Source organism: Pseudomonas sp. MYb327, from assembly GCF_040438925.1.
Taxonomy (GTDB): Bacteria; Pseudomonadota; Gammaproteobacteria; order Pseudomonadales; family Pseudomonadaceae; genus Aquipseudomonas.
Genome location: NZ_CP159258.1, coordinates 2,335,370 through 2,360,974, shown reverse-complemented (window position 1 = coordinate 2,360,974; position 25,605 = coordinate 2,335,370). Strand labels below are relative to the sequence as shown.

The window sequence follows — 25,605 nt, the reverse complement described above, 5'->3', positions numbered from 1 at the left end:
TTGAAAGTTCTCATGCGCGCAGTACCACGCCGCTGTCGTCTTCCCACCACACGTAGACCTGATCGTCCCAGGTCGGACGCGCGCCACGGCGTTCGGCGTTGGCCATGAACGACTGCACGACTTTGCCGCCAGGCAGTTCGACGTAAAACACCGAGTGACCGCCGAGGTAGGCGATGTCATGCACCTTGCCGCTGGACCAGTTGTAGCGCGTGTCGGGCTTGACGGTGCTGACCAGCAGTTTTTCCGGGCGGATCGCGTAGGTGATCGACTTGTCCTGCACCGAAGTGCTGACGCCGTGACCGACGTAGATCTTTTGCTCCAGATCCGGGCTGTGAATGATTGCGTGACCTTCGAGGTCTTCAACCACGGTGCCGTCGAAGGCGTTCACGTTGCCGATGAACTCGCAGACCATGCGGCTGACCGGTGCTTCGTAAATGTCGACCGGGCTGCCGATCTGGGCGATCCAGCCCAAGTGCATGATCGCAATGCGCTGGGCCATGGTCATGGCTTCTTCCTGGTCGTGGGTCACCATCACGCAGGTCACGCCGACGCGCTCGATGATTTCCACCAGCTCCAGTTGCATCTGCGACCGCAGCTTTTTATCCAGTGCGCCCATCGGTTCGTCGAGCAACAGCAGCTTCGGACGCTTGGCCAGGGAGCGGGCCAATGCCACACGCTGACGCTGGCCGCCGGACAACTGATGGGGTTTGCGCTTGGCGTATTGGGTCATGTGCACCAGGCGCAGCATCTCTTCCACACGGGCGTCGATTTCAGCGGCGGGCAAACGGTCCTGCTTGAGGCCAAAGGCGATGTTCTGCGCCACTGTCATGTGTGGGAACAGCGCGTACGACTGGAACATCATGTTGATCGGCCGCTCGTAGGGCGGCATGTCAGTGATGTCGACACCGTCGAGCAGGATCCGGCCTTCAGTCGGGCGCTCGAAGCCGGCGAGCATGCGCAGCAGCGTCGATTTGCCGGAGCCGGAGCCACCGAGCAGGGCAAAGATTTCGCCCTGATGGATTTCCAGGGACACATCGTCCACGGCGGTGGTTTCGTCGAACTTCTTGGTGACGCGGTCGACCTTCACCAACACCTTTTTCGGTGCCTGGTGACCTTCAAGAGCCTTCCTGTAAATGCTGGAGGCGTTTGCCATGTGAAACTCCCAACAGGTTTCAGTCGTCGGGCCAACGCGGCCTGACTTAATAGTTGATTGCAAACCCGGGCCGGACGGTGCCGGTCAATTCAACCGCGATCGCTGGCAAGCCAGCTCCTACAGATCCGCGCGCCCGCCTCGGGTTAATTCGGCGCCGCCATCCTGGCTGCCTGGTAGTACTTGTTGTTATTGCAGTGTGTTGTTGTCGTGCGTCACGGATGCGCAGAAGCGCACCCGCCAGACTCACGGGGGCAGTAATGGGTTAATCGAGTGTTAAGTCAGCGCGATTTACGCAGCGCCGCCCGTTGCCGGCACGCTTCGCCAAACGCCTGGAAAATTTTCAGGTAAGGCGGGTTCTCCAGAACCTGCCATTCCGGGTGCCATTGCACACCGAGAGTGAAGGCCTTGCTGTTTTCCACCGAGACCGCCTCTATCAAGCAATCCGGCGCGACGGCTTCCGCACGCAGGCCGGGAGCGAGTCGATCGATGCCTTGGCTGTGTATCGAATTCACCTGGAACACCGGGGGCAGATCCAGTGCTTCGAACACGCCGCCCGGTTGCACGTTAACGGCATGCGCCGTTGCGTACTGCACCGCCAGATCGGGATGGTTGGCTTCACGATGGTCGAGGAAGCCGGGAAGTTCATGGACCTTCTGATGCAGGCTGCCACCGAACGCCACGTTCATCTCCTGAAAGCCGCGGCAGATGCCGAGCACCGGAACGCCTGCGGCAATGGCCGCACGTATCAAGGGAAGGGTGGTGCGATCCCGTTGTGGATCGTGTTCCGTGCCGGGAGCGCTGTCGGGGCCTTGATAGTGGAAGGGTTCCACATTCGACGGCGAGCCGGTCAGCAACAGACCGTCGAGCTGCGGCAGCAGGTCTTCGATTTCGGTCAGTTCAGCCAGGGAAGGAATGACGACAGGCAGCCCCAACGCCGCAACGCTGACAGCACGCAAATACTTGTCGCCGCTGACATGGTAGGGGTGCAGGCCAATTTGTTTGACGCATGCAGTAACGCCGATCAATGGCTTGAATGCCATTTTTATCACCTCGAAGTTTCACACTTGAACGAGCTTTTCCGGAGCTTAGCCTTGTTGATTTTAATTAACAACTCTCATGTAAAAAATTCTAAACGCCGCACGTCTGAAGCTGAGGATTTACGCGTGTTCCAAGGATGATCTGGCACTCTCGTGCCTTTGAGAGGCCCGAAAATAAACGTCGAAAGGCCAAGTGTTCGCTATTGACTTCACTTTGCCTTTCGGATTGACTGGCTGCGTGAAAGGGCGGTGAACATAATAATTAACAGTAAAAAATAGGTGCATCATGTCGGTCCCTCTGCGTACCGTTCAACTCAACGAAGCAAACGCATTCCTTAAGAAATATCCTGAGGTTTTGTACGTCGACCTTCTGATTGCGGATATGAACGGTGTGGTGCGCGGTAAGCGCATCGAACGCACCAGTCTTCATAAGGTTTACGAGAAAGGCATCAACCTGCCGGCGTCACTGTTCGCTCTGGACATCAATGGCTCCACGGTGGAAAGCACCGGCCTGGGTCTGGACATCGGCGACTCCGACCGGATCTGTTACCCGATCCCCGGCACCCTGAGCATCGAGCCATGGCAGAAGCGTCCAACCGCGCAACTGCTAATGACCATGCACGAACTGGAAGGCCAGCCGTTCTTCGCTGACCCGCGTGAAGTCTTGGCCAACGTCGTGCGCAAGTTCGATGAGATGGGCCTGACCATTTGCGCCGCGTTCGAACTGGAGTTCTACCTGATCGACCAAGACAACGTGAACGGTCGTCCGCAGTCGCCACGTTCGCCGGTCTCGGGCAAGCGGCCGATCTCGACCCAGGTCTACTTGATCGATGACCTCGACGAATACGTCGACTGCCTGCAAGACATCCTCGAAGGCGCCAAAGAGCAGGGCATCCCCGCTGACGCCATCGTCAAGGAAAGCGCCCCGGCGCAGTTCGAAGTCAATCTGCATCACGTGGCCGACCCTATAAAGGCTTGCGACTACGCGGTCCTGCTCAAGCGTCTGGTGAAAAACATCGCCTACGACCACGAGATGGACACCACCTTCATGGCCAAGCCGTATCCGGGCCAGGCAGGTAACGGTTTGCACGTGCACATTTCGATTCTCGACAAAGAAGGCAACAACATCTTTGCCAGCGAGGATCCCGAGCAGAACGCCGCGCTGCGTCACGCGATCGGCGGTGTGCTCGAGACCCTGCCGGCGCAGATGGCTTTCCTCTGCCCGAACGTCAACTCGTACCGCCGTTTCGGCGCACAGTTCTACGTGCCGAACTCGCCGAGCTGGGGTATCGACAACCGTACCGTTGCAGTACGCGTGCCGACCGGATCACCGGACGCCGTACGTATCGAGCACCGCGTGGCCGGTGCCGATGCCAACCCATACTTGCTGATGGCTTCGGTCCTGGCGGGCGTGCACCACGGACTGACCAACAAGATCGAACCGGGCGCTCCGGTCGAAGGCAACAGCTACGAGCAAAACGAGCAGAGCCTGCCGAACAACCTGCGCGATGCACTGCGCGAGCTGGACGACAGCGAGGTCATGGCCAAATACATCGACCCGATGTACATCGACGTGTTCGTGGCGTGCAAGGAAAGCGAGTTGGCCGAGTTCGAGAACTCCATCTCCGACCTTGAGTACAACTGGTACCTGCACACCGTTTAAAGACGTTGGCGGCACACACAAAACCTGTGTACGCCGCCCCCCCTGTAGGAGCTGGCTTGCCAGCGATGGCGTCATGACAGTCAGCATCGATGGCGTCTGATCCACCGCAATCGATGGCAATCCAGCTCCTGCAGGGATCGCATTTCATCTTTTGATTGGGCGGGCGTCCGTCCGACGATCACTCAATTCCCCTGCGTCGAGTCACAACAATGACAAACACTCGCAGCGACTGGGAGCAACGCTTCCAGTCCCTAACAATCGAAAGCCGCGCCTTCATCGACGGCCAATACTGCGCAGCCGCCAGCGGCGCGACGTTCGAATGCATCAGCCCGGTGGACGGCCGCTTCCTGGCCAACGTCGCCAGCACTGACGAAGCCGATGCCAGCGTCGCCGTTGCCGTCGCGCGCCGCACGTTCGAATCCGGCGTCTGGTCCGGACTGGCTCCGGCCGAGCGCAAGCGCATCCTGATCCGTTTCGCCGACCTGATCCTGGCGAACCAGGAAGAACTGGCGCTGCTCGAAACCCTCGACATGGGCAAGCCGATCAGCGACTCCATGAACATCGACATCCCGGCGACCGCCAACGCGATCCGCTGGACCGCCGAAGCCATCGACAAGATCTACGACGAAGTCGCCGCCACGCCCCACGATCAGCTTGGTCTGGTGACGCGTGAAGCGGCCGGCGTGGTGGCTGCCATCGTGCCGTGGAACTTCCCGCTGATCATGGCCAGCTGGAAATTCGCCCCGGCCCTGGCAATGGGCAACTCGTTCATCCTCAAACCTTCGGAAAAGTCGCCGCTGACGGCTATTCGCATCGCGCAGCTAGCACTGGATGCGGGCATACCAAAAGGCGTGTTCAACGTCTTGCCGGGCTTCGGTCACACCGTCGGCAAGGCGCTGGCGCTGCACATGGACGTCGATGTGCTGGCCTTCACCGGCTCGACGGCGATTGCCAAGCAGCTGATGATCTACGCCGGGCAAAGCAACATGAAACGCGTCTGGGCTGAGGCTGGCGGCAAGAGCGCCAACGTGGTGTTTGCCGACGCGCCGGACTTGCGCGCCGCAGCGCAGGCCGCAGCAGGCGCCATTGCCTTCAACCAGGGCGAGGTCTGCACCGCAGGCTCGCGTTTGCTGGTGGAGCGTTCGATCCGCGAGCAGTTCATCCCGCTGTTGGTGGAAGCGCTGCAAGCCTGGAAACCAGGTCATGCCCTTGATCCTTCGACATCGGTCGGCGCGGTTGTCGATCAGCGTCAACTGGATAACGTGTTGCGCTACATCGGTATCGGTAAAGAGCAGGGCGCTCAGTTGATCGCCGGTGGCAGTCGTACCCTCGAAGACACCGGTGGCCAGTACGTGCAGCCGACGATTTTCGATGGCGTGACCAATGCCATGACCATTGCCCAGGAAGAAATCTTCGGCCCGGTGCTGTCGGTCATCACCTTCGATACCGCTGAAGAAGCCTTGGCGATTGCCAACGACAGCATCTACGGTCTGGCCGCCGGCGTGTGGACCAGCAACCTGAGCAAGGCCCACACCTTCGCCCGTGGCCTGCGTGCCGGCAGCATCTGGGTCAACCAGTATGACGGCGGCGACATGACCGCGCCGTTCGGCGGGTTCAAGCAGTCGGGCAACGGTCGGGACAAATCGCTGCACGCGTTCGACAAGTACACCGAACTCAAAGCGACCTGGATCAAGCTCTGACACCTTTATAAGCGGCGGTTGCCGGCACGTTGCCGGCGATCATCGGAGAATCGTATGAAAACATCACATGTAAACAGCTACTACGCCGCCACTCGCAACTTCACCGGTGATTTCCCGGTGCTGGAAGGCGCGGTGAACTGCGACGTCTGCGTGATCGGCGCCGGCTACACCGGTCTGTCCTCGGCCCTGTTCCTCGCCGAGGCGGGCTACAGCGTGACCGTGCTGGAAGCGGCCAAAGTCGGCTTCGGCGCCAGCGGTCGCAACGGTGGGCAGTTGGTCAACTCTTATAGTCGCGACGTCGACGTGATCGAAGAGCGCTATGGCGACAAGACCGCCCAAGTCCTCGGCAGCATGATTTTCGAAGGCGCCGACATCATTCGTCAGCGCATACAGCACTACGACATTCAATGCGACTACCGTCCCGGTGGCATTTTCGCGGCGATGAACAAGAAGCAGCTCAAGGGCCTGGCGGAGCAGAAGAAGAGCTGGGAACGCTACGGCAACAAGAACCTGAAAATGCTCGATGCGGCTGACATCAAGCGCGAAATCGGTTCCGAGGCCTACGTCGGTGGCTTGCTGGACATGCAGGGCGGGCACATTCATCCGCTTAACCTGGCCCTCGGTGAAGCTTCGGCAATCATTGGCCTGGGCGGCAAGATCTATGAACAATCGGCTGCGGTGGAAATCACTTACGGCGAGCCGATCACCGTGCGCACCGCCAAAGGTGTGGTGAAGGCCAAGTACCTGCTGATTGCCGGTAACGCCTACCTGCCGCAAGGCCTCGACAATCGCGTGACCAGCAAGAGCATGCCGTGCGGCTCGCAAATCGTCGTCACCGAGCCGTTGTCGGAAAAGCAGGCCCGCAGCCTGATCACCAACAATTACTGCGTCGAAGACTGCAACTACTTGCTCGACTACTACCGTCTGACGGCCGATAACCGCCTGCTGTACGGTGGCGGTGTGGTCTATGGCGCACGCGAACCGGACGATATCGAGCAACTGATCCGTCCGAAAATCCTCAAGACCTTCCCACAACTGAAGGACGTGAAAATCGACTACCGCTGGACCGGCAACTTCCTGCTGACCATGTCGCGCATGCCGCAATTCGGCCGTATCGAGAAAAACGCCTACTACATGCAAGGCTACAGCGGTCACGGCGTCACCTGTTCGCACCTGGCCGGCAAGCTGATTTCGGAAATGATTCGCGGCGATGCCGAGCGTTTCGATGCGTTCGCCTCGTTGCCGCACATGCCGATGATCGGCGGCCGTACCTTCTCGGCACCGTTGACCGCTCTCGGCGCCGTGTACTACTCGCTGCGCGATCGATTCGGTATCTAAGCTTCACCTCGCCGGCGGTCACCTCAACAGGGGCCGCCGGCTTTTTTATGCCCATCGAAAATCCCTGTGTGCGAGCCTGCTCGCGACAAAGGTCTGCAGGTCACACAGGTATCAGCCCAGGTTTTGCTCAGTCAACCGCTGCACCACCAGCCGCCGATAGTGTGACGGGGTCATGCCCTTGAGTTGCTGGAAGCGCCGATTGAAGTTAGAGATATTGTTGAAACCGGATTCAAAGCAGACATCAGTGACCGGTTTGTCACCATCGGCCAGCAGTTCGCAGGATTTGCTGATGCGCAGGCGATTGACGAACTCAATGAAATTGCGCCCGGTGGCCTGCTTGAATACGCGGCTGAAGTAAGTCGGCTTCATGCCCAGGTGCTCGGCGACTTCCTCCAGCGGCAACTCGCGGGCGTAGTGGGCGAAAATGTAATCCACTGCGCGGTTTGTGCGGTCGATATTGTGCTCGTCAGCCAGTTGCGGAGTCGTGGCCCCCGACAACAACTGGTAATCGTCAGATGCGGCCAGTAACTCCAGCAGAATGAAAAAGTGCCCAAGACGGGTCACGCCCTGGGTGTCGGCGATGCGCTGCATCAAGACCATCGCATTGCGAATGGTGTGCTTGCAGCGAAACTCGATGCCGTACTGCGCACGCTCCAGCAGTGGCGCGAGGGTTTTGAGTTCGGTGAACACCTGATAGCCGCTGTCGAACAACTCGTCAGTAAAGTTGACCAGCATGTCGCGCTTGGGCACCACTTCATCTTCGGCGACCTGGCTGATCCAGTTGTGAGGCAGGTTGGGGCCGGTGAGGAAAAGGCTTTCCGGGTAGAAGTTACCGATGTAGTCACCGATGAACACCTTGCCGGAACTGGCGACGATCAGGTGCAGCTCGTATTCCTTGTGGAAATGCCAGCGCACCAGCGGGCAGGGGAAACCGTGCTGACGATAAATGATGGACAACCCGTTGTGGTCGTCCATCAGTTCGTAGGAAGGGTCGGTGACTCTGGCGGTTCGGGTCATGTCAGGGCGCTTTTATTGTTATTGCCTGTTGATCATGCCTCTTTCGTGGTCGCCAATACCAGTTTGCGGTGATTCTAAGATCCGGAGCGCGGGGCTGGTGGCTCATGCAAGGCGTTACCGTAAACAGCTTTCATGCTGCTGGCGATCCAGCAATAGCGGACAATCTCGGTTTCATCAAAAAAATCGGTACTGATGATGCAGCAGCGAGTCACCCAGCCACCCGTGGTGTTGAACCAGTCATTGATTCGATGTTTTATGTTTCCAGGCCCGCCCAGTAACGAGTAGGTGGTCGCCGACAGCGACCAGAGAAATTCCTGGCTGGGTGGGTTTTCAAGAGTCCCGGCGATATGGCGCTGGAGTTCGCCGGCGTCGGTGAATGTGCTGCCGTGCCACTTGTGCCGCACCCGTGGCCAGAAGTAATCCTTGTTCAGTCCGGGGGAGTAAGCGGATGCCATGACGATACGGCGATGGCGGCTTGATCGCTTGAGTTCTCCCACCGTTGCACTTTCGTCTGAATGCGGAATGACGCGTAACCCGAGCCGACGAACCAGTCGATCATTGAGTTCTTTATGGTCAAAGGGAGCGTCGCCATCGCCCAATTGATGAAAATCCAGCACCAGGAATTCGTCCGGGTTTCGATCCAGGAACACTAACACCGCGTCGATCAATTCCTCCAGCACACGTCCTGAGCGAAAGCCATTGTGGTGAAAATAAAAGGAGGGCTCCGGAGATTGCGTATAACCGAGCCGGATATCAAAAACCCGTGCACCGTTGGAAAGCTGCCAGGCAAATGAATCGTTCTGACAGCTTGTCCAGTGGCCGAGTACCGAATCATGACGGGGTACTTTTTTGTCCATGCCAGCATTGTGCGTGCCGGGCCAGACGATATCAGTCAGCTTCAGGCGATCGATATCCAGCACGTTGCTCATCCATTGCTGTTTATCGAACGAAATTGCAGATCCGTGGGTCATGACAGTTCCTTGTCGTAACGCTCGTCCCATCCGTGGGGCGAAGAAGTTCATGTGGCAAAAGTAGCGTGTGCTACATCCTTGTTATGGGGCCAAACCAAAGCCCCTCATGACCCAGCATAGAAGTGTGTGGAAATATCGCCAGCTTCGGAAATATTTCAACAAATATTATAAAGTGCGATTTTTAGCTTCAATCCACTGCGCCATATATTGAGTGCTCTTATGGTGATGATGGCGCAACATGTTGCCGGTAAAGTTATTCCTTCTAAGTTTCGCCAGATGTTGTTTGCAATGCAGTAACTTGCTGATCAATGCCGGCCCATGTACCGATTGCTGATAGCGATCGGCTAACAAGGACTGCCCTTGGGATTGGGCGTTCATCCAGAGGTCTTTGTCTTTATAAAGGCGAACCGCACAATCGGCGAACTCACGTGCGGTTCCAGTGACTGCGCCCGGCCATGGGTTGTCCCCATGCATGCCTTCCGCCCCCGCAGGCGTCGTGACGTTAGGCGTGCCGCACAGCATGGCATCGACGATTTTGCCTTTGATCCCCGCACCGAAACGTAACGGCGCCAGGCACACCCTCGTCGCAGACATGACTTGCAGAGCGTCTTCCGCCCAGTTCATCACGTGAAACCCTTGTGCGGCATTGTGCAGGGCGGTTGCTTTGGGCGGTGTGTAGGCGCCGTAGATGTGCAATTGCGCGGCGGGGAGTTGTTCGCGAATGAGCGGCCAAATGGCAGTCTTTAACCAGAGCACCGCATCCCAGTTGGGCGCATGGCGGAAGTTGCCGATATGCAGAAAATGCGCGCGTTCCTCGAACGGTACGGGGGCAATATTGGGCAGATCGACCATCAGCGGGCACCAGTGCAACAGCTCGCGTGGCAACTTGAATTGTTCGACCAGTAACTCGATTTCCGCTTCGGAGATCATCAGGTTCAAATCGCAACGATAGATCGCGGCAATTTCCCGTTTGGCCACATCGGTCTCGGCCATGAACTCGAACTCTTCACGAAGCGCAGGCGCGAACAAATCATTGAAGTCATTGGCGTCGTCGCTGGCCTTCAAACGATTCTTTAACCGCAAGTGCCGGGCATCGCGCAAGCTTTGCAAGTCTGAAGTTTCAAGTACACGCAGAGCGTCAGGACAGTGCGTTTCAACGCGCCAGCCGAACTGTTCTTCCATCATGAAGCGATCGAACAGCACCACGTCCGGCGCCAGTTCACTGATGAAGGTGTCGAAACTGCTGTTGTTCAACTCGATTGGTACTTCGCGAATGCCCAGCGCCGTGAGGTCGGCCCGGTGTTCACCACTGTTGGCGGGACTGCTGAAGGTGATGTCCCAGCCTTGCTGCAGGAACGTTTCGAGGATTTGCATCATATGCCCACTGGCCGCGGAAGAGCGGGGCTCGGGCCAGACGTAACCAATGACCAAGACTTTGGTTGCGTGGGGCTGAATCATGAACGGGTATTCCTTGACGCGGGCAGGGGATAAAAAAGCGGGCCATTAAAACACAGCGGGTATCAGGAGTTCTCGAGAATGCCTTTGACCTTGTCTCGCAGCTGGTCAATCGAAAACGGTTTGCCAATGACATGCATACCTGCAGGAACATCAATGCTTTCCGCATAGCCACTGGCAAACAGGATGGGTAACTCGGGGCGCAGCATCCGCGACTGAACCGCCAGCTCGCGGCCATCCATTACCGGTAAGCCGACATCGGTCATCATCAAATCGATGTGCTGATCTTCATCGTTGAGAAACTCCAACGCCCGTTCACTGCCATCCGCTTCAAGCACTTTGAACTCCAGCTCCTCCAGCACATCGACAATCAGCATGCGCACGATGGAGTCGTCTTCGACGACAAGGATGATGGAGGCATTAGCGGACATAGTGGGGTTCTCAAAAAAGGATGGACGGTTGCCGGCCGATTGAATTCGCCGACCCTCTTTGCATGAGTAAGTGGCGGATCCCGACAAGTTCCCAACGCGCTATAAAAATGTAGAGCGGAAGAATAACCCCTCCTTTGGTGCGGAAGCAGCTCAATGTAGGACTTTGCGCAAAAACACGTCAGAAAAATGGATCCAGATGGCGGTTTTGGGGCAAACTCCGTGGTTTTCAGCAGTTCGACAAGGTTTGACTATGACCTCCGCGTCTTCGGTTGATGAGCAACGATTCCGCAAACTCCTGAGCCGTAACATCAGCCTGCCGCTGGGTATCGGTGCAATCAGTGCCGTTTTTTTTGTGTCGCTGATCACTTATTTACTGTCGACGATCCAGTGGGTCGAGCACACGGATCGGGTGATCAATAACGCCAATGAGGCGATAAAGTTGACGGTTGACCTGGAAACCGGGATGCGCGGCTTCCTGCTCAGTGGGGACGACAAGTTTCTCGAACCCTACGAAACCGCTAAACCCCGCGTCGAAGTCGTGCTCAAGACCTTGCTTGAATTGACCGCCGATAATCCGGTGCAAACCGACCGTCTGCACCGGTTGCAGTCCTTGCAGAAGGAGTGGGCCGATTACGCGCAAACGATGATCGATCTTCAGCGATCCAGTGGCGATTACCGCAGCGCGGTCCGGGCCGGGAAGGGCAAGCGCCTGACCGATGAGGTTCGCAAGCAATTCGAAGACGTGATCGGCATGGAGCAGCAGTTGCGTACCGAACGCAATGAAGAAGTGCGCCGTACTACCATCTGGAGCATCGCCCTTTATCTGTTGTTCATCGCCGGTATCAGCGGTTTGCTGGCCTATATCGGCCGTCGCGACCTGGTCAACCTGTCGCAAAGCTACGGCGCGACCCTGGAGGCGCAGCAGGCCAGTGCCCATCGCCTGGAGCAGCAAGCCTGGTTGCGCAACGGCCAGACCGAGCTGGCCGAGCAAGTGTTGGGGCAGCTTTCGCTGAATGTGCTGGGGCGCAATATCCTGCAATTCTGTGCGCAGTACCTGGGCAGCGCCGTGGCCGCCATTTATGTCCGCGAAGAACACGGCGGCCTGCGGCGCGTGGCGTCGTACGGGTTTTCTCGCGAACAGGAAGCCATCGATCAACAGATTTACAGCGACGAAGGCATCGTCGGCCAAGTTGCGCATCAGGCGCGGATGATCCGTCTCGACAACGTACCGAGCGGTTACTTCAAGGTCAGTTCCGGCCTCGGCGAAGGCTTGCCGCGCAGTGTGCTGGTGGTGCCGACCAGTGACGATGAACGGGTCAACGGTGTCATCGAACTGGGTTTCCTGCGTCCGCTTGCCGAGCGTGACATTGAGTTGTTCCAGCTGATTGCCGGCAACATTGGCACCTCCATCGAGGCGGCGCGCTATCGCCAACGCTTGCAAGAGGTGTTGGCCGAGACTCAGCAGCTCAACGAAGAGTTGCAGGTTCAGCAGGAAGAGCTCAAGACCGCCAACGAAGAGCTGGAAGAGCAGTCGCGGATTCTCAAGGAATCCCAGGCTCACCTGGAAACCCAGCAAGTCGAGTTGGAGCAAACCAACGAACAACTCGCCGAACAGGCGGAAATCCTGGCCGAGCAACGCGACGCCATGGACCTGAAAAACACCGAACTCAATCAGGCCCAGACCCAGCTCGAAGAGCGCGCCGAAGAGTTGCAGCGCTCCAGCAAGTACAAGTCCGAATTCCTTGCCAACATGTCCCACGAACTGCGCACGCCATTGAACAGCTCGTTGATCCTGGCCAAATTGCTGGCGGAAAACCCTCAGGAAAACCTCAGCGCCGAACAGGTCAAGTTTGCCGAGTCGATTTACTCCGCCGGCAACGACTTGCTCAACCTGATCAACGACATTCTCGACATTTCCAAAGTCGAGGCCGGCAAGTTGGAAATCCGCCCAGAGACGACAAGCGTTGCGCGTCTGGTGGATGGCTTGCGCGGGATGTTCCAGCCGTTGGCGGCGGACAAACAGCTGGAATTCCATGTCGAGTTGCAAGATGGCGTGCCGGCCATGATGTTCACCGACCGCCAGCGCCTCGAGCAGGTCATCAAGAACCTGCTATCCAACGCGGTGAAGTTCACCGAAAAGGGCAGTGTCAGCCTGAGCGTTGCCGCAGCGCCGAACAATGGCATTGCCTTCAGCATCCGCGATTCCGGGATCGGCATCGCCGCCGATCAGCACGAAAGCATTTTCGAAGCTTTCCGCCAGGCTGACGGCACCACCAATCGCCGATACGGCGGCACCGGGCTGGGCTTGTCGATTTCCCGCGATCTGGCGGCGCTGCTCGGCGGCGCCATCAGCGTGACCAGCACGCCGGGGCAGGGCAGCGTGTTCACGCTGGTGTTGCCGCAACAGTACGTTGAACAGGGCGAAGAACCTGCCGCGCCGATGCGTGCCGTACCGGTGGCGACGGTCGCTCACGTAGCTCCCGCCGTTTTGGCGCCGTTGATCACCGAAGAGATTCCTCGCTTCGACGATGACCGCAGCAAGGCACCGTTCACCACTCGCTGCATTCTGGTGGTGGAGGATGAACCGAATTTCGCACACATCCTCTACGACCTTGCCCATGAACTGGGTTATCAGTGCCTGGTGGCCCACGGCGCCGATGAAGGCTATGACCTGGCCCGGCAGTTCATTCCAGACGCCATCCTGCTGGACATGCGCCTGCCTGACCATTCCGGGTTGACCGTGCTGCAACGCCTGAAGGAACACGGAGAAACCCGCCACATCCCAGTGCATGTGATTTCCGTCGAAGATCGGGTCGAAGCGGCGATGCACATGGGCGCCATCGGTTATGCCGTCAAGCCGACCACCCGCGAAGAACTCAAGGATGTGTTTGCCCGGCTCGAAGCCAAGTTGACGCAGAAGGTCAAGCGCGTGCTGCTGGTGGAAGACGACGATTTACAGCGTGACAGCATTTCCCGACTGATCGGCGATGAAGACATCGAGATCACCGCGGTCGGCCTCGCCCAGGAAGCCCTGGAGCTGCTGCGCACCACGATCTTCGACTGCATGATCATCGACCTCAAGCTGCCGGACATGCTCGGCAATGACCTGCTCAAGCGCATGTCTACCGAGGAAATCTGCTCGTTCCCGCCGGTCATCGTCTACACCGGGCGCAACCTGACCCGGGACGAAGAGGCTGAACTGCGCAAGTATTCCCGCTCGATCATCATCAAGGGCGCGCGCTCACCCGAGCGTTTGCTGGATGAGGTGACACTCTTTCTGCACAAAGTCGAATCGCGGTTGTCCCATGAACGACAGAAGATGCTCAAGACGGCTCGCAGTCGCGACAAGGTGTTCGAGGGGCGCAAAGTGCTGCTGGTGGACGACGATGTACGCAACATCTTCGCCCTCACCAGTGCACTGGAGCACAAGGGTGCAGTCGTGATCATTGGCCGTAACGGTCGTGAAGCGATTGATCGATTGAATGAAGTTGAAGACATCGATCTGGTGTTGATGGACGTGATGATGCCGGAGATGGACGGTTTTGAAGCCACCATCGAACTACGCAAGGATCCGCGCTGGCGCAAGCTGCCGATCATTGCGGTGACGGCCAAGGCCATGAAGGACGATCAGGAGCGCTGCCTGCAAGCGGGCGCCAACGATTACCTGGCCAAACCCATCGACCTGGATCGCCTGTTTTCGCTGATTCGTGTGTGGTTACCGAAAATGGAACGTATCTAAGTGGAGCGCAATTATTCAGGCGAACGGAACAGCGAAATCGAATTGCGCTTGTTGATTGAGGCGATCTACCTCAAGTACAGCTACGATTTTCGCGATTACTCTGGCGCATCGATCAAGCGCCGGGTGAGTCACGCGCTGAGCCAGTTCGAGTGCAATACCATTTCGGCCTTGCAGGAAAAGGTCCTGCACGACCCGACGGCGTTCATGCAACTGCTGCAACTGCTGACGATTCCGGTCAGTGAGATGTTCCGCGATCCTTCGCACTTCCTCGCGATTCGCCGGGAAGTGGTGCCGCTGCTCAAGACCTATCCATCGATCAAGATCTGGATCGCCGGTTGCAGCACTGGCGAAGAAGTCTATTCGATGGCGATTTTGCTGCGCGAAGAAGGCTTGCTGGATCGCACCATCATCTACGCCACCGACATCAACCCGCGTTCGCTGGACAAAGCCAAGCAGGGGATTTTCTCCATGGAGAATGTCCGCGCCTACACTTCTAACTACCAACAGGCCGGTGGCCAGCGCTCGTTCGCCGACTACTATACGGCGGCGTATGGCTACGCGATTTTTGACAAGTCGTTGTGTGAAAACGTGACCTTCGCCGACCACAGTCTGGCGACCGACAGCGTGTTTTCAGAGACTCAATTGATTTCTTGTCGCAACGTATTGATTTACTTCAATAAAAAACTTCAGGATCGAGCTTTCGGATTGTTTCACGACTCTCTTTGCCATCGTGGTTTCCTGGTGCTTGGCAGCAAGGAAACCCCGGATTTTTCAGCCTTCAGCAATCAGTTCGAGCCTTTGGTCAAACAGGAACGGATTTACCGCAAATCATGAACAGTGAAACGGGATTGCCTTCCATAGAAGCCATTGTCATCGGTGCCTCGGCTGGAGGCGTAGAGGCGCTGCTGGCGATCCTCAGCCCGCTGCGCAAAGGCTTCGTATTGCCGATTATCGTCGTGCTGCACTTGCCGGATGAGCGTCGTAGCCACCTCGCAGAAGTCTTTGCGCGGCGAGTGTCCCTGCCTGTATTGGAAGCCCACGACAAAACGCCAGTCGAACCCGGCACGCTGTACTTCGCCGCGCCTGGTTATCACTTGTCGGTGGAAAGGGACCGCAGCTTTTCCCTGAGCCTGGAAGACCGCGTGCATTATTCGAGACCTGCCATCGACTACCTGTTTGATTCCGCCGCTGATGCCTACGATTCGTCCCTGGCCGCCGTATTGCTCACCGGCGCCAACCGCGATGGCGCTCACGGTCTGGCGCAGGTCAAGCGCCGTGGCGGTTTGACCATCATTCAGGACCCGGACGAGGCGCAGGTCGCCACCATGCCGCGGGCAGCACTGGACTTTCACCAGCCAGACCACATTCTCCCTATCGACGGCATCGGCCGTCTGCTTGTCGAGCTGGAACGAATCGCATGCTAAGTAATATCCAGGCCAAACTGCTGATCGTCGACGATCTGCCGGAAAATCTGTTGGCACTCGAAGCGCTGATCAAGCGCGAAGACCGTATCGTGTACAAGGCGCTGTCTGCCGACGAAGCCTTGTCGTTGTTGCTGCAACACGAATTCGCCATGGCCATTCTCGACGTGCAGATGCCCGGCATGAACGGCTTTGAACTCGCTGAGTTGATGCGCGGCACGGAAAAAACCAAAAACATCCCGATCGTGTTCGTCAGCGCCGCTGGTCGCGAACTGAACTACGCGTTCAAGGGTTATGAAAGCGGCGCCGTGGACTTCCTGCACAAGCCGCTGGACATCCACGCGGTCAAGAGCAAGGTCAACGTCTTCGTCGACCTGTATCGCCAGAGCAAGGCCATGAAACAGCAGGTCGAAGCGCTGGAGCAGAGTCGCCGCGAGCAGGAGGCGTTGCTCAAGCAATTGCAGAGCACGCAGCTGGAGCTTGAACAAGCGGTGCGCATGCGTGATGACTTCATGTCTATCGTCGCCCACGAAGTGCGTACGCCGCTCAACGGGCTGATTCTCGAAACTCAGCTACGCAAAATGCACCTGGCGCGAGATAACGCGTCGGCGTTTACCCTCGACAAAATGCACGCAATGGTTGATCGCGACGAACGGCAGATCAAGAGCCTGATCCGACTGATCGAAGACATGCTCGATGTGTCGCGTATTCGCACCGGCAAGCTGTCGATTCGACCGACGCGCTTCGACCTGTCCGAGCGGGTGCGCAATTTGTTGCAGAACTTTGCCGCACAGATCGATGCCGCCGAATCTTCGGTGACCCTCGACGCTGAGCAACCGGTGGTCGGTAACTGGGACGAGTTCCGCATCGAACAGGTGATTTCCAACCTGCTGACCAACGCCTTGCGGTACGGTGCGAAGAGTCCGATCACCGTGAAGGTGTACAGTCAGAATGGTCAAGCCCGAGTGGAAGTGCGTGACCTCGGGATCGGTATCAGCGAAGAAAACCAGCAACGGATTTTCCAGCAGTTCGAGCGCGTCACGGCCAAACACGCCGTCGCCGGGCTGGGCCTGGGATTGTTTATCTCCGAACAGATAGTGACCGCCCATGGCGGTACCATTACCGTCGAAAGCCGGATTGGCGAAGGCGCCCTGTTTCGCGTTTGTCTGCCGCTGTAGGAAAACAGCCAGATAAACGCAACCTCTGATCGACCCCACGGTCGTATCAGCAGCTATTGACCGAACAAAGGCTTCCCATGAGTGAAGATGCACAAGACGTCGTATTGATCGTCGAAGATGACCCCTCGATTCTGATGGTGCTGTCGGCCTATCTGTCGGGGGAGGGCTACCGGGTGTTGCAGGCTGAAAACGGCGAGCAGGCCTTTGAAATTCTCGCCACCAAGCCGCACCTGGACATGATGATCACCGACTTCCGCCTGCCTGGTGGAATCTCTGGCGTGCAGATCGCCGAGCCGGCGGTAAAACTGCGACCAGAGCTCAAGGTGATTTTCATCAGTGGCTATCCGCAGGAAATCCGCGAGACCGACAGCCCGATCACGCGCAAGGCGCCGATCCTGGGCAAACCGTTCGATCTGGACGTATTGCAGGAAATCATGCAGGACATGCTGTCCTGATTCATTGTGGGAGCTGCCGCAGCTTGCGGCAGTTCCTACATGCGTGACGTGTCAGACGTTTATCATTTCCCGCACTTTCGCCGTCAACAAATCAAACGTGAACGGCTTGGTGATCATCTGCATGCCTGAATCGAGGAAACCACCGCGCACGGCCGCATGTTCGGCGTAGCCGGTGATGAACAACACCTTGAGGCCAGGCCGGTACTGTCGGCCGATTTCCGCCAGTTGCCGGCCATTCATGCCGGGTAGCCCGACGTCGCTGATCAATAGATCAATACGCTGGGTGGAATCGAAGATCGGCAACGCGCTATCGGCATCGCATGCTTCGACAAAGGCGTAGCCCAGGTCTCCCAACACCGTACTGACCAATGCGCGCACCGCCGGATCATCTTCGACGATCATCACTGTCTCGCCTTCCTGGGCGAATAGTGGATGCTGATTGTCGACAGGGTATTCCTGCGGCAGGTCGCCGCCGTAGCGCGGAAGAAACAGGCTGACTGTGGTGCCGACACCTACTTCGCTCTGAATGGCCACATGGCCACGGGATTGCTTGCTGAAACCGTAGATCATCGACAACCCAAGCCCCGTGCCCTGACCGATAGGCTTGGTGGTGAAGAACGGATCGAAGGCGCGATTGATGGTGCTTTCCGGCATGCCACAACCATTGTCGGTTACGCTGAGAACCACGTAATCGCCCGGCGTGAGGTTGCTGTGGTGTTTGGTGAACTCCGCATCCAGTTCGCGGTTGGCGGTGGTCACCACCAATTTGCCGCCATCGGGCATGGCGTCACGGGCATTGATAACCAGGTTGAGCAGGGCGCTTTCCAGTTGATTGGGGTCAGCCTCGGCTACCCACAGTTGTTCACTGAGCTGCATGTCGAGGCGAATGCTTTCGTTAATGCTGCGTTGCAGCAGCTCGCCCATGGACACCACCAGGTTGTTCATTTCAACAGGTTTGGAATCCAGAGACTGCCGACGGGAAAACGCCAGCAGACGGTGGGTCAGACCCGCCGCGCGATTGGCCGATGTCACGCCGAGGTCGATCAGGCTGTCCAGATCCTCGGTGCGCCCACGGGCCAGACGCCGGCGTAGAAGCTCCAGACTGCCGATGATACCGGTGAGCATATTGTTGAAATCGTGGGCGATGCCACCGGTGAGTTGCCCGACAGCTTCCATTTTCTGCGACTGGCGCAACGCTTCTTCGTTATGCCGCAATTGCGCCGTGCGTTCTTCAACCTGCTGTTCGAGGGTTTCCAGGATGTTTTGCAGGCGCAGCTCGCTTTGACTCAAATCGACCAACCGATCCCTGGCTTCGTACTGTCGTCGACGTCCGCGCAATGCGGTCGTCACCAGACTGATCAGGGTTTCCGGGTGAAAAGGTCGCTCGAGGAACGTGACGTTGCCCAGCTGCGGCCCGAATCTTGAGGCCGGGTTCTGCTCCGGGCCGCCGTGGTGGGTGAGCAGGACAATCGGCAGGTCGGACCAGGCTGGTTGTTGTTCGATCAGGCCAAGAAGTGGCTCAATATCGCAGCCCAACAATGCCTCGGCGGCGATCAGCAATAAACCCGCTCCTTGTTCCAGTTCGCGACACAGTTTCGGCAAGTCCGCGCTGATGATGCCATCGATTCCGGCTTCGTTGAGCAACATCAGCGCGACCTGGCTATCACGTCCCTGTGGCGCCAGAATGATCGCTCGCTCTGATGTTGCTTCACGGATCATCACGGGACTTCATCCCCGAGTAATGGGTTGCTCGCACCCAAATACGTGGGAACTCCGCGCAAAACTCCCTGGAACGACTCCAGCGGTTCGCCGATGGTCATGCCATTGGAGCTGATGCGGTATTCACGAATGGTCGATTCATGGCTGCCGGTGCGCTTCTTGATGATCGAAATCGCCCGACGCACTTTGCCCACTGCTTCAAAATAACGTAGCAGGATCACCGTGTCCGCCAGGTAAGTGATGTCCACCGGCGCTTGCATGTCGCCAACCAGTCCATGCTGGGCGACGGTCATGAACGTCGCCGCACCTTTGCGGTTGAGGTACAGCAGCAGTTCGTGCATGTGCAGCACCAGGGCGTTCTCTTCCGGCATGGCTGCCTGATAGCCGTTGATGCTGTCGATCACCACCGTTTTGATGTCGGCGTCATCGACGCAGCGACGCACCCTGTGAGAGAACTCGCCCGGTGACAATTCGGCAGCGTCCACTTGCTCGATCATCAAGTTGCCGGTGCCTTGCAATGCCTTCAAGTCGATACCGATGTTCTTCATGCGTTCGAACAGCAAACCGAGTTCTTCATCGAAGATGAACAGTGCGGCTTTTTCGCCCCGGGCTACGGCGGCTGCAGCGAACACCATGGCAATCAGGGATTTGCCTGTGCCGGCAGGGCCGAGAATGAGTGTGCTCGAACCGGTCTCGATGCCACCGCCGAGCAGGGCGTCCATTTCCTTGACGCCGCTGGTCAACTGCTGGCGCAGATAACGACCTCGGTGTTCGGCCGCTACCAGGCGTGGGAACACATGCACGCCGTCGCCCATGATGGTGAAGTCATGGTAGCCGCCTCGGTATTTCTGGCCGCGGTATTTCACCACGCGGATCCGCCGGCGTTCAGCGCCATAGTTGGGCGTCAGTTCTTCCAGGCGAATTACCCCGTGGGCCACACTGTGCACGGTTTTATCGAGGGATTCGGTGGTCAGGTCGTCAAGCAATACCACCGTGGCGTCATAGCGCACAAAGTAGTGTTTGATCGCGAGGATCTGTCGGCGGTAGCGCAAAGAACTTTGTGCCAGCAGACGTATTTCAGACAGGCTATCGAGCACCACGCGGGTCGGTTTGATCCGTTCAACCACTTCGAAAATCTGTTTCGTCGCTTCCCCCAGCTCAAGGTCCGAGGAGTACAAAAGCGATTGATGGTGCTCGGCGTTAAGCAGGCTCTCCGGCGGCGTCAGCTCGAAGATATGCACGCTTTTGTCAAGCTCCCAGCCATGGGATCGTGCACCTTGGCGCAGTTCGCGCTCGGTTTCGGACAGAGTGATATACAACGAACGCTCGCCGGCGCGGGCGCCGGCCAATAGAAAGTGCAACGCGACGGTAGTCTTGCCGGTACCCGGCTCACCCTCCAGCAAAAACACATGACCACGGGATAGTCCGCCATCGAGGATGTCATCCAGACCTTCGATGCCGGTGGCGGCTTTTGCACTGATGAACTCTTTGGATGTTGACAAAAAATGCCCTCTCTTGACCAGGGGAACGAGGCTGCGAGCGTTAAGTGCCGCAATGGATTGCCTGTTTCACTTGACCGTTTGCGGCGATGAGCGTTCAACCAATTTTACGGTTGATATCAAAGACCTTGCTGGAGGGCTGGATCGTCAGGATTCATCTGTTCCAGCTGCGCCAGCAAAATCTGCACGTTCTGCAGCTGCCCGCTCTCTTTCCAGTAATTGATCAGCAGTACCCGCGCCTTGCGATCATTCGGATGGCGCTGGACGATTTCCTGCAACTGCTTCTGCGCCGCTTCCAGCTCTTGTTCACCATGCAGAGTGGTGGCCAGGTCGTATCGGTAATCCTTGTTGTCCGGCTCTAGCTCCACGGCTTTGGACAGGCCGAGCAGGGCGAATTCATTCTGGTCATGGTGCAGCAGCCAAAGCCCCAAGGCATGTTGCAGATAAGCCGAGTCGGGTTGTGCTTTTAGTTGTTTGGCCAACAACTGTCGGGCCGCATCGTTTTGCCCCAGCTTGTCCAGCACTTCAATTTGCATCACCAGTGCGGGCAGGTTGTCGGGCGCAAGGCGCAAGGTCTGATCTAGCGCCTGCTGTGCTTCCTTGAATTCGGCATTGTGCAAGTATAAGCGGGCTAGTTGATATTGGTTTTCTGCGCTTTCCGGGGCGCCTTTCAGTACTTGCTGCCAGGCATCTATAGCCTGTTCCAGCGGCCCGAAGTACAAGCCCAGATCATCCGGCGACAGCCCCAACAGCGCGTTTACCGCAGCAAAGCGGACATTCTGGTCACCGTCATCGAGCAACGGCCCCAGCAAGAGACTGCGCTGACCGCTGGGAACCAAGCCACTGATGCTTTTGATTGCCGCAATACGCACCTCGGGCGCCTCATGCTGCAAGTCCGCATCCGCCAGTTTCAGGGCAACGGAACTGGGGTAATTGGGCAATTCGGCATGCAGCCAGACGCGTCGTTTCGGTGAAATATCCGGACGCGCCAGTTGCTGGTAAAGCACCCGTGCGGCCCCTGGCTTACCTGCGCGCGCCTGGGCCAGCGCTTCGCTGTAACCGCGCTTGATAGCTTCGGGCACAACGGGCGTAGTGCTGCGCAGGGAAAACCACGCGAGGCCGATGACAATCAAGGCACAAAGGCTGATGAGCAGATAACGGCGGGACTGGGGCATGCAGAATCCGGGCTGGCAAGCTTTTGCAAAGAGATCAGCTTCGGTCAGGGAGGGCTGTGAGTCAAACCTTGAAACCGTTCAACAGAGAATTGCTGGCTGAGCGGCCCGCCGATTGAACAAAGAAATGCCCTACAGGCGCCGTCGACACTGAAACCTGTCGAGACCCCTATGCTGTGACTACGCTGTGTGGATAACAGCCAACGGGCGTTCCCATGCAAGCGCTGCTGCAATACTTCAAGGCGATTATCCATCCCGGTCCCGGGGTGTTGCTGTTCGCCTTGAGAACCATTGCCGCCGGGCTGTTGACGCTGTACCTGGCCTTTGTGTTCGATCTCGACCAGCCCAAGTGGTCGATCATGGCCGTGGTCATCATCAGCCAGCCATCGGGTGGCATGGTACTGGCCCGCAGCTTTGGCCAAGTGATCGGCACCACTCTGGGCGCGGCGGTGGCGGTGGTGATCATGGCGATTTTCCCCCAGGCTCCTTTGCCTTTCATTACTACCTTGTCGTTGTGGCTGGCACTGTGTACCGCCGGGGGCACCTTGTTGCGCTACACCAGTTCCCAGGCGTTTGTGCTCAGCGGCTATACGGCCGTCGTGGTGGGGCTGTTGGCGGTGCCGGATCAGGATGGCACTTTCCTGCTGGCCGTGACCCGCGTGACCGAAACGCTACTGGCTGTGGCCTGTGTCTGTGTGGTCAGTCTGCTGACCGCGCGCCCGGAAGCCGTGGCCAAGGATTACTTCGCCAGGATCGACCAAGTGATCAAGTTGCTGGCGACCCATGCCACTGCGGTTATTCGCACCGAAGAAAGCGAGGCCGACTTCCACCGTCGACAAATGCAGCTTCTCGGGCAGATCAGTGCACTGGAGGGCGTACGTCGGCATTTGTATTACGACGCACCGCGTTTGCGCAGCGCCGACGACCTGGTGCAATTGCTCGGCAATCAACTGGTGCTGCTGACGGCGAGGCTCACCGCGTTGCGCCATCAACGCGAACTGTTGCTGGAACGCTGGGAGGGCGAAATTCCCAGCGAGATACAGAGTTTGCTTGCCGATGAACTGGTCTTTCTCGATGAATTGGCCCGGCAAGGACGAGCGTTGTCCAGCGAACAGCGGCGCCAGTTCGCCGCGTTGCAGCAGCGTTTCGATGCACTGGCTTACCGTTCTGAGCAACTGGTCGAGCCGTTGAAGGCAACCTTGCGCTCGTTGTCATGGTCGCTGCGCTGGGAACAGGCGCGGATGCTGCAGCAACTGGAAACGATTCTTGAATTGAGCGATGTGATCCAGAGCGGGCGCAGGGCTAGCAGCGTTTATCGCGGTCAGTCCAATCCATTGCACCTGGATTTCACCCTGGCGACGATGAACGCCATCCGCGCCTACTGCGCATTGATGGTCGCCGGGTTGATCTGGATCGAAACCGGATGGGATGGCGCACGGGGCGGGATGATTGTGGTGGGGATTCTTTGCTCGCTGATGGCAACGTTTCCACGGCCGCTGCTGGCTGCGCAGAGTTTTGCCCGGGGCCTGGCACTGGCATTGGTTTTCTCGTCGTTACTGCAATTCGCGCTGGTGCCGATGATCAGCAGTTTCGAATTGTTGGCGCTGCTGTTGGCGCCATTGCTGTATGCCGTCGCGGTGGGACTGTCCAGCCCGGCCACAACGGGCACGGGGATTGGCCTGGGGCTGATGACGTGTCTGTTGTTGGGGCCGCAAAACACCGGGGCAGGGCAAAACAGTGCCATCCAGTGGTTCGAGTTTGCCGGCGCTTATGTCTGCGCCGCTACGCTGGCATTGAGTGTCTATGCGTTGATCTTCCCCTTCAGGCCGGTGTTGCGGATTCGCCGGTTGTACAAGGAGAACTGCGAGCAGGTCTACGCCTTGCTGAAAATCCCGGCCACCGATGAAAACCAGTTCGCCTTTGAGAGCCGCATGGTCGACCGCCTGACCATGATGTTGGGATTGTTGCCCGCCATCCAGGACCAACCTTCGCGCGACCTGTTCGACGTCAGCCTCGGGTGCATGGCGCTAGGCATCGCCTTGAACCAGCTTAGGCAGCAGGGGCAGAACAACGCGCTGCTGAGCGCGGAGATGCAAACTCGATTGTTCGCGACGGTTCGTGAAACGGGACGACTGGTTGCCGCTCGACCCGATATTGAAGTAGATCGTGTCCTCGATAGCCTGCTTGCCTTGGGCGATGAGCTGGACACGCTGCATTCCAGCGTCCATGAGCACTTGTGGTCGGTGTTTCGCATGCGCGTGGCGCTGTTGATCGTGGTGTCGTTCCTGGAGCGCCACCGTAGCCACTTCGAACCCGTTCCCTTGCAAGGAGTACCTGCGCTTGCCCATTGATCTGGAAATAGGCGGCGTCTACCTGCCGCCGATCGCCCAGGCGTTGCTGCTGGGGGTACCGGTTTTCCTGGTGCTGGACTGGATCCTGCGGCGCCTCGGGGTGTTGCAGTTCGTCTGGCATGAAGCCTTGTTCGAAGGCGCGTTGTACGCCTGCGTGTGCGCGACGCTGATCCTGGTGATGGGAGCCTGATGCCGTGAAGAAGATCCTTGCGCAACTTACGACGGTGGCGGTGGTGGCGCTGGCATTGGTGCTCGGCTGGTTTGCCTGGGAGCATTACACCCGCGCACCCTGGACCCGCGATGCCCGGGTGCGGGCCGATGTGGTGACCTTGTCTGCAGATGTTCCGGGGCGCATCGTCAAACTTGGCGTGCACGACAACCAGCACGTGGATAAAGGCCAGTTACTGCTGGAGATCGATCCCTCGCGTTACGTTCTGGCGGTGGAGCACGCCAAACGTTCGGTGGAAGTGGCGAAAGCTTCACTTGGTCAGTCCGAGGCAACCATTGTTGCCAGCCAGGCACTGCTCAGGCAGCGGCAAAGCGAAGAGCGCCGTCGGCGGACCCTCAAGGAGCGCTCGGCGATTTCCGGCGAAGAGTGGGAAAAATCCAGCACCGAAGTCTCGGTGGCCCAGGCTGATTTGCTGCGCAACCAGGCCAACCTGGGCTTTGCCCAGGCTAACGTGCAACTGGCTATCGCCGCATTGGCCGAGGCTGAACATGATCTGCAGCGCACCCGGGTCGAATCGCCGATCAGCGGTTTCGTCACCAATCTGCTGACCCGTCAGGGTGACTACGCAACCGCAGGTGGTCCGCTGGTGGCACTGGTGGACAGCGATTCGTTTTATGTCAGTGGCTACTTCGAAGAAACCAAGCTGCCACGAATCGAGGAGGGCGACCGGGTCGATATCGAATTGATGAGTGGCGAACGGTTTGGCGGCACTGTGCAAAGCATCGCCTTCGCCATTGCCGACCGGGAAAACCTGCCCGGCGGGCGGCTTCTGGCGAACATCAATCCCAGCTATACCTGGGTCAAACTGGCGCAGCGGGTGCCGGTGCGGATCCGGATCGACGAGGACTACGCCGGCAAAGACAAATTGCGGGCGGGGACGACGGCGACCGTGACCGTCCGCGAAAACCACCCATCTGAAAATCCCCGCTAAATCACCGCTGCCTGACACACCGCCATCGCGAGCAAGCTTGCTCCTACGGCATTTCAAGTCGCCCACAATTCCCGCGTCCACCCACAACCCCTGTAGGAGCTGGCTTGCCAGCGATGGCGTCAGCACATTCAACATCATCGTTGTCT

20 protein-coding genes are annotated in these 25,605 nt (G+C 58.1%); 11 read left to right on the top strand and 9 right to left on the bottom strand.

Annotated features, from left to right (window positions below):
- Positions 1-10 precede the first annotated feature (10 nt).
- The gene (gene potA, locus ABVN21_RS10530) at positions 11-1,153 is read right to left on the bottom strand and encodes a polyamine ABC transporter ATP-binding protein (RefSeq protein ID WP_339552024.1); all 1,143 of its coding nucleotides are present in this window, start codon (positions 1,151-1,153) and stop codon (positions 11-13) included.
- Positions 1,154-1,431: 278 nt separating this feature from the next.
- A complete protein-coding gene (locus tag ABVN21_RS10525; RefSeq protein WP_339552023.1) occupies positions 1,432-2,193 on the bottom strand; it encodes a gamma-glutamyl-gamma-aminobutyrate hydrolase family protein in 762 nt (253 codons plus the stop codon).
- A gap of 283 nt (positions 2,194-2,476) precedes the next feature.
- Here ABVN21_RS10525 and ABVN21_RS10520 point away from each other — a divergent pair, with 283 nt between their 5' ends.
- From ABVN21_RS10520 to ABVN21_RS10510, 3 genes are all read left to right on the top strand, one after another.
- Positions 2,477-3,853 (top strand): glutamine synthetase family protein, encoded by a 1,377-nt coding sequence (locus ABVN21_RS10520; RefSeq protein ID WP_339552022.1) that lies wholly within the window; start codon positions 2,477-2,479, stop codon positions 3,851-3,853.
- A 209-nt stretch (positions 3,854-4,062) separates the two neighbouring features.
- Positions 4,063-5,553, top strand: a complete 1,491-nt coding sequence (locus ABVN21_RS10515) for an aldehyde dehydrogenase (protein ID WP_339552021.1) — start codon at positions 4,063-4,065, stop codon at positions 5,551-5,553.
- 54 nt (positions 5,554-5,607) lie between these two features.
- Positions 5,608-6,891 (top strand): FAD-binding oxidoreductase, encoded by a 1,284-nt coding sequence (locus ABVN21_RS10510; protein WP_339552020.1) that lies wholly within the window; start codon positions 5,608-5,610, stop codon positions 6,889-6,891.
- Between the two features lie 111 nt (positions 6,892-7,002).
- Here the strand turns inward: ABVN21_RS10510 and ABVN21_RS10505 are convergent, their stop codons facing one another.
- The 4 genes from ABVN21_RS10505 to ABVN21_RS10490 all read right to left on the bottom strand — a co-directional run bounded on the left by ABVN21_RS10505 (position 7,003) and on the right by ABVN21_RS10490 (position 10,765).
- Positions 7,003-7,908 carry an AraC family transcriptional regulator gene (locus tag ABVN21_RS10505; protein WP_339552019.1) on the bottom strand — a complete coding sequence of 302 codons (906 nt, stop codon included), beginning with the start codon at positions 7,906-7,908 and terminating at the stop codon, positions 7,003-7,005.
- A gap of 74 nt (positions 7,909-7,982) precedes the next feature.
- Complete coding sequence (locus ABVN21_RS10500; protein WP_339552018.1) at positions 7,983-8,879, bottom strand: phospholipase; 897 nt, start codon at positions 8,877-8,879, stop codon at positions 7,983-7,985.
- A 165-nt stretch (positions 8,880-9,044) separates the two neighbouring features.
- Positions 9,045-10,337, bottom strand: a complete 1,293-nt coding sequence (locus tag ABVN21_RS10495; RefSeq protein WP_339552017.1) for a glycosyltransferase — start codon at positions 10,335-10,337, stop codon at positions 9,045-9,047.
- Positions 10,338-10,399: 62 nt separating this feature from the next.
- The gene (locus ABVN21_RS10490) at positions 10,400-10,765 is read right to left on the bottom strand and encodes a response regulator (protein WP_339552016.1); all 366 of its coding nucleotides are present in this window, start codon (positions 10,763-10,765) and stop codon (positions 10,400-10,402) included.
- A 250-nt stretch (positions 10,766-11,015) separates the two neighbouring features.
- Between ABVN21_RS10490 and ABVN21_RS10485 the strand changes: the two genes are divergently transcribed.
- The 5 genes from ABVN21_RS10485 (at position 11,016) to ABVN21_RS10465 (ending at position 17,558) form a co-directional block, all read left to right on the top strand.
- Positions 11,016-14,504, top strand: a complete 3,489-nt coding sequence (locus ABVN21_RS10485; protein ID WP_339552015.1) for a response regulator — start codon at positions 11,016-11,018, stop codon at positions 14,502-14,504.
- The gene (locus tag ABVN21_RS10480; RefSeq protein WP_339552014.1) at positions 14,505-15,338 is read left to right on the top strand and encodes a protein-glutamate O-methyltransferase CheR; all 834 of its coding nucleotides are present in this window, start codon (positions 14,505-14,507) and stop codon (positions 15,336-15,338) included. It abuts the gene before it with no gap.
- Positions 15,335-15,928 (top strand): chemotaxis protein CheB, encoded by a 594-nt coding sequence (locus tag ABVN21_RS10475; RefSeq protein WP_339552013.1) that lies wholly within the window; start codon positions 15,335-15,337, stop codon positions 15,926-15,928. The genes ABVN21_RS10480 and ABVN21_RS10475 overlap by 4 nt, the downstream gene beginning before the upstream one ends.
- Complete coding sequence (locus ABVN21_RS10470) at positions 15,922-17,103, top strand: hybrid sensor histidine kinase/response regulator (protein ID WP_339552012.1); 1,182 nt, start codon at positions 15,922-15,924, stop codon at positions 17,101-17,103. Before ABVN21_RS10475 ends, ABVN21_RS10470 begins: the two co-directional genes overlap by 7 nt.
- 77 nt (positions 17,104-17,180) lie before the next feature.
- Positions 17,181-17,558, top strand: a complete 378-nt coding sequence (locus tag ABVN21_RS10465; protein WP_339552011.1) for a response regulator — start codon at positions 17,181-17,183, stop codon at positions 17,556-17,558.
- 51 nt (positions 17,559-17,609) lie between these two features.
- On the opposite strand, the gene ABVN21_RS10460 is transcribed toward ABVN21_RS10465, so the two are convergent.
- The 3 genes from ABVN21_RS10460 to ABVN21_RS10450 form a co-directional block, all read right to left on the bottom strand.
- On the bottom strand, positions 17,610-19,280 hold the full coding sequence (locus tag ABVN21_RS10460; RefSeq protein ID WP_339552010.1) for a response regulator: 1,671 nt from the start codon (positions 19,278-19,280) through the stop codon (positions 17,610-17,612).
- Positions 19,277-20,779, bottom strand: a complete 1,503-nt coding sequence (locus ABVN21_RS10455) for an ATPase domain-containing protein (protein ID WP_339552009.1) — start codon at positions 20,777-20,779, stop codon at positions 19,277-19,279. The genes ABVN21_RS10460 and ABVN21_RS10455 overlap by 4 nt, the downstream gene beginning before the upstream one ends.
- A gap of 116 nt (positions 20,780-20,895) precedes the next feature.
- Complete coding sequence (locus ABVN21_RS10450; RefSeq protein WP_339552008.1) at positions 20,896-21,951, bottom strand: tetratricopeptide repeat protein; 1,056 nt, start codon at positions 21,949-21,951, stop codon at positions 20,896-20,898.
- A 212-nt stretch (positions 21,952-22,163) separates the two neighbouring features.
- Here ABVN21_RS10450 and ABVN21_RS10445 point away from each other — a divergent pair, with 212 nt between their 5' ends.
- From ABVN21_RS10445 to ABVN21_RS10435, 3 genes are read left to right on the top strand one after another with little or no spacing between them, the layout of a single operon-like run.
- On the top strand, positions 22,164-24,299 hold the full coding sequence (locus tag ABVN21_RS10445; protein WP_339552007.1) for an FUSC family protein: 2,136 nt from the start codon (positions 22,164-22,166) through the stop codon (positions 24,297-24,299).
- Positions 24,289-24,489, top strand: coding sequence for a DUF1656 domain-containing protein (locus tag ABVN21_RS10440; protein WP_339552006.1), 201 nt, complete (start codon positions 24,289-24,291; stop codon positions 24,487-24,489). Before ABVN21_RS10445 ends, ABVN21_RS10440 begins: the two co-directional genes overlap by 11 nt.
- Before the next feature lie 4 nt (positions 24,490-24,493).
- Positions 24,494-25,459 (top strand): HlyD family secretion protein, encoded by a 966-nt coding sequence (locus ABVN21_RS10435; RefSeq protein WP_339552005.1) that lies wholly within the window; start codon positions 24,494-24,496, stop codon positions 25,457-25,459.
- Positions 25,460-25,605 lie beyond the last annotated feature (146 nt).

Coding starts and splice junctions, on each gene's coding strand:
- ABVN21_RS10520 (WP_339552022.1), top strand. CDS start 2,477: ATGTCGGTCCCTCTGCGTACCGTTCAACTCAACGAAGCAAACGCATTC.
- ABVN21_RS10450 (WP_339552008.1), bottom strand. CDS start 21,951: ATGCCCCAGTCCCGCCGTTATCTGCTCATCAGCCTTTGTGCCTTGATT.
- ABVN21_RS10500 (WP_339552018.1), bottom strand. CDS start 8,879: ATGACCCACGGATCTGCAATTTCGTTCGATAAACAGCAATGGATGAGC.
- ABVN21_RS10445 (WP_339552007.1), top strand. CDS start 22,164: ATGCAAGCGCTGCTGCAATACTTCAAGGCGATTATCCATCCCGGTCCC.
- ABVN21_RS10485 (WP_339552015.1), top strand. CDS start 11,016: ATGACCTCCGCGTCTTCGGTTGATGAGCAACGATTCCGCAAACTCCTG.
- ABVN21_RS10490 (WP_339552016.1), bottom strand. CDS start 10,765: ATGTCCGCTAATGCCTCCATCATCCTTGTCGTCGAAGACGACTCCATC.
- ABVN21_RS10495 (WP_339552017.1), bottom strand. CDS start 10,337: ATGATTCAGCCCCACGCAACCAAAGTCTTGGTCATTGGTTACGTCTGG.
- ABVN21_RS10505 (WP_339552019.1), bottom strand. CDS start 7,908: ATGACCCGAACCGCCAGAGTCACCGACCCTTCCTACGAACTGATGGAC.
- ABVN21_RS10470 (WP_339552012.1), top strand. CDS start 15,922: ATGCTAAGTAATATCCAGGCCAAACTGCTGATCGTCGACGATCTGCCG.
- ABVN21_RS10510 (WP_339552020.1), top strand. CDS start 5,608: ATGAAAACATCACATGTAAACAGCTACTACGCCGCCACTCGCAACTTC.
- ABVN21_RS10465 (WP_339552011.1), top strand. CDS start 17,181: ATGAGTGAAGATGCACAAGACGTCGTATTGATCGTCGAAGATGACCCC.
- ABVN21_RS10525 (WP_339552023.1), bottom strand. CDS start 2,193: ATGGCATTCAAGCCATTGATCGGCGTTACTGCATGCGTCAAACAAATT.
- ABVN21_RS10515 (WP_339552021.1), top strand. CDS start 4,063: ATGACAAACACTCGCAGCGACTGGGAGCAACGCTTCCAGTCCCTAACA.
- ABVN21_RS10475 (WP_339552013.1), top strand. CDS start 15,335: ATGAACAGTGAAACGGGATTGCCTTCCATAGAAGCCATTGTCATCGGT.
- potA (WP_339552024.1), bottom strand. CDS start 1,153: ATGGCAAACGCCTCCAGCATTTACAGGAAGGCTCTTGAAGGTCACCAG.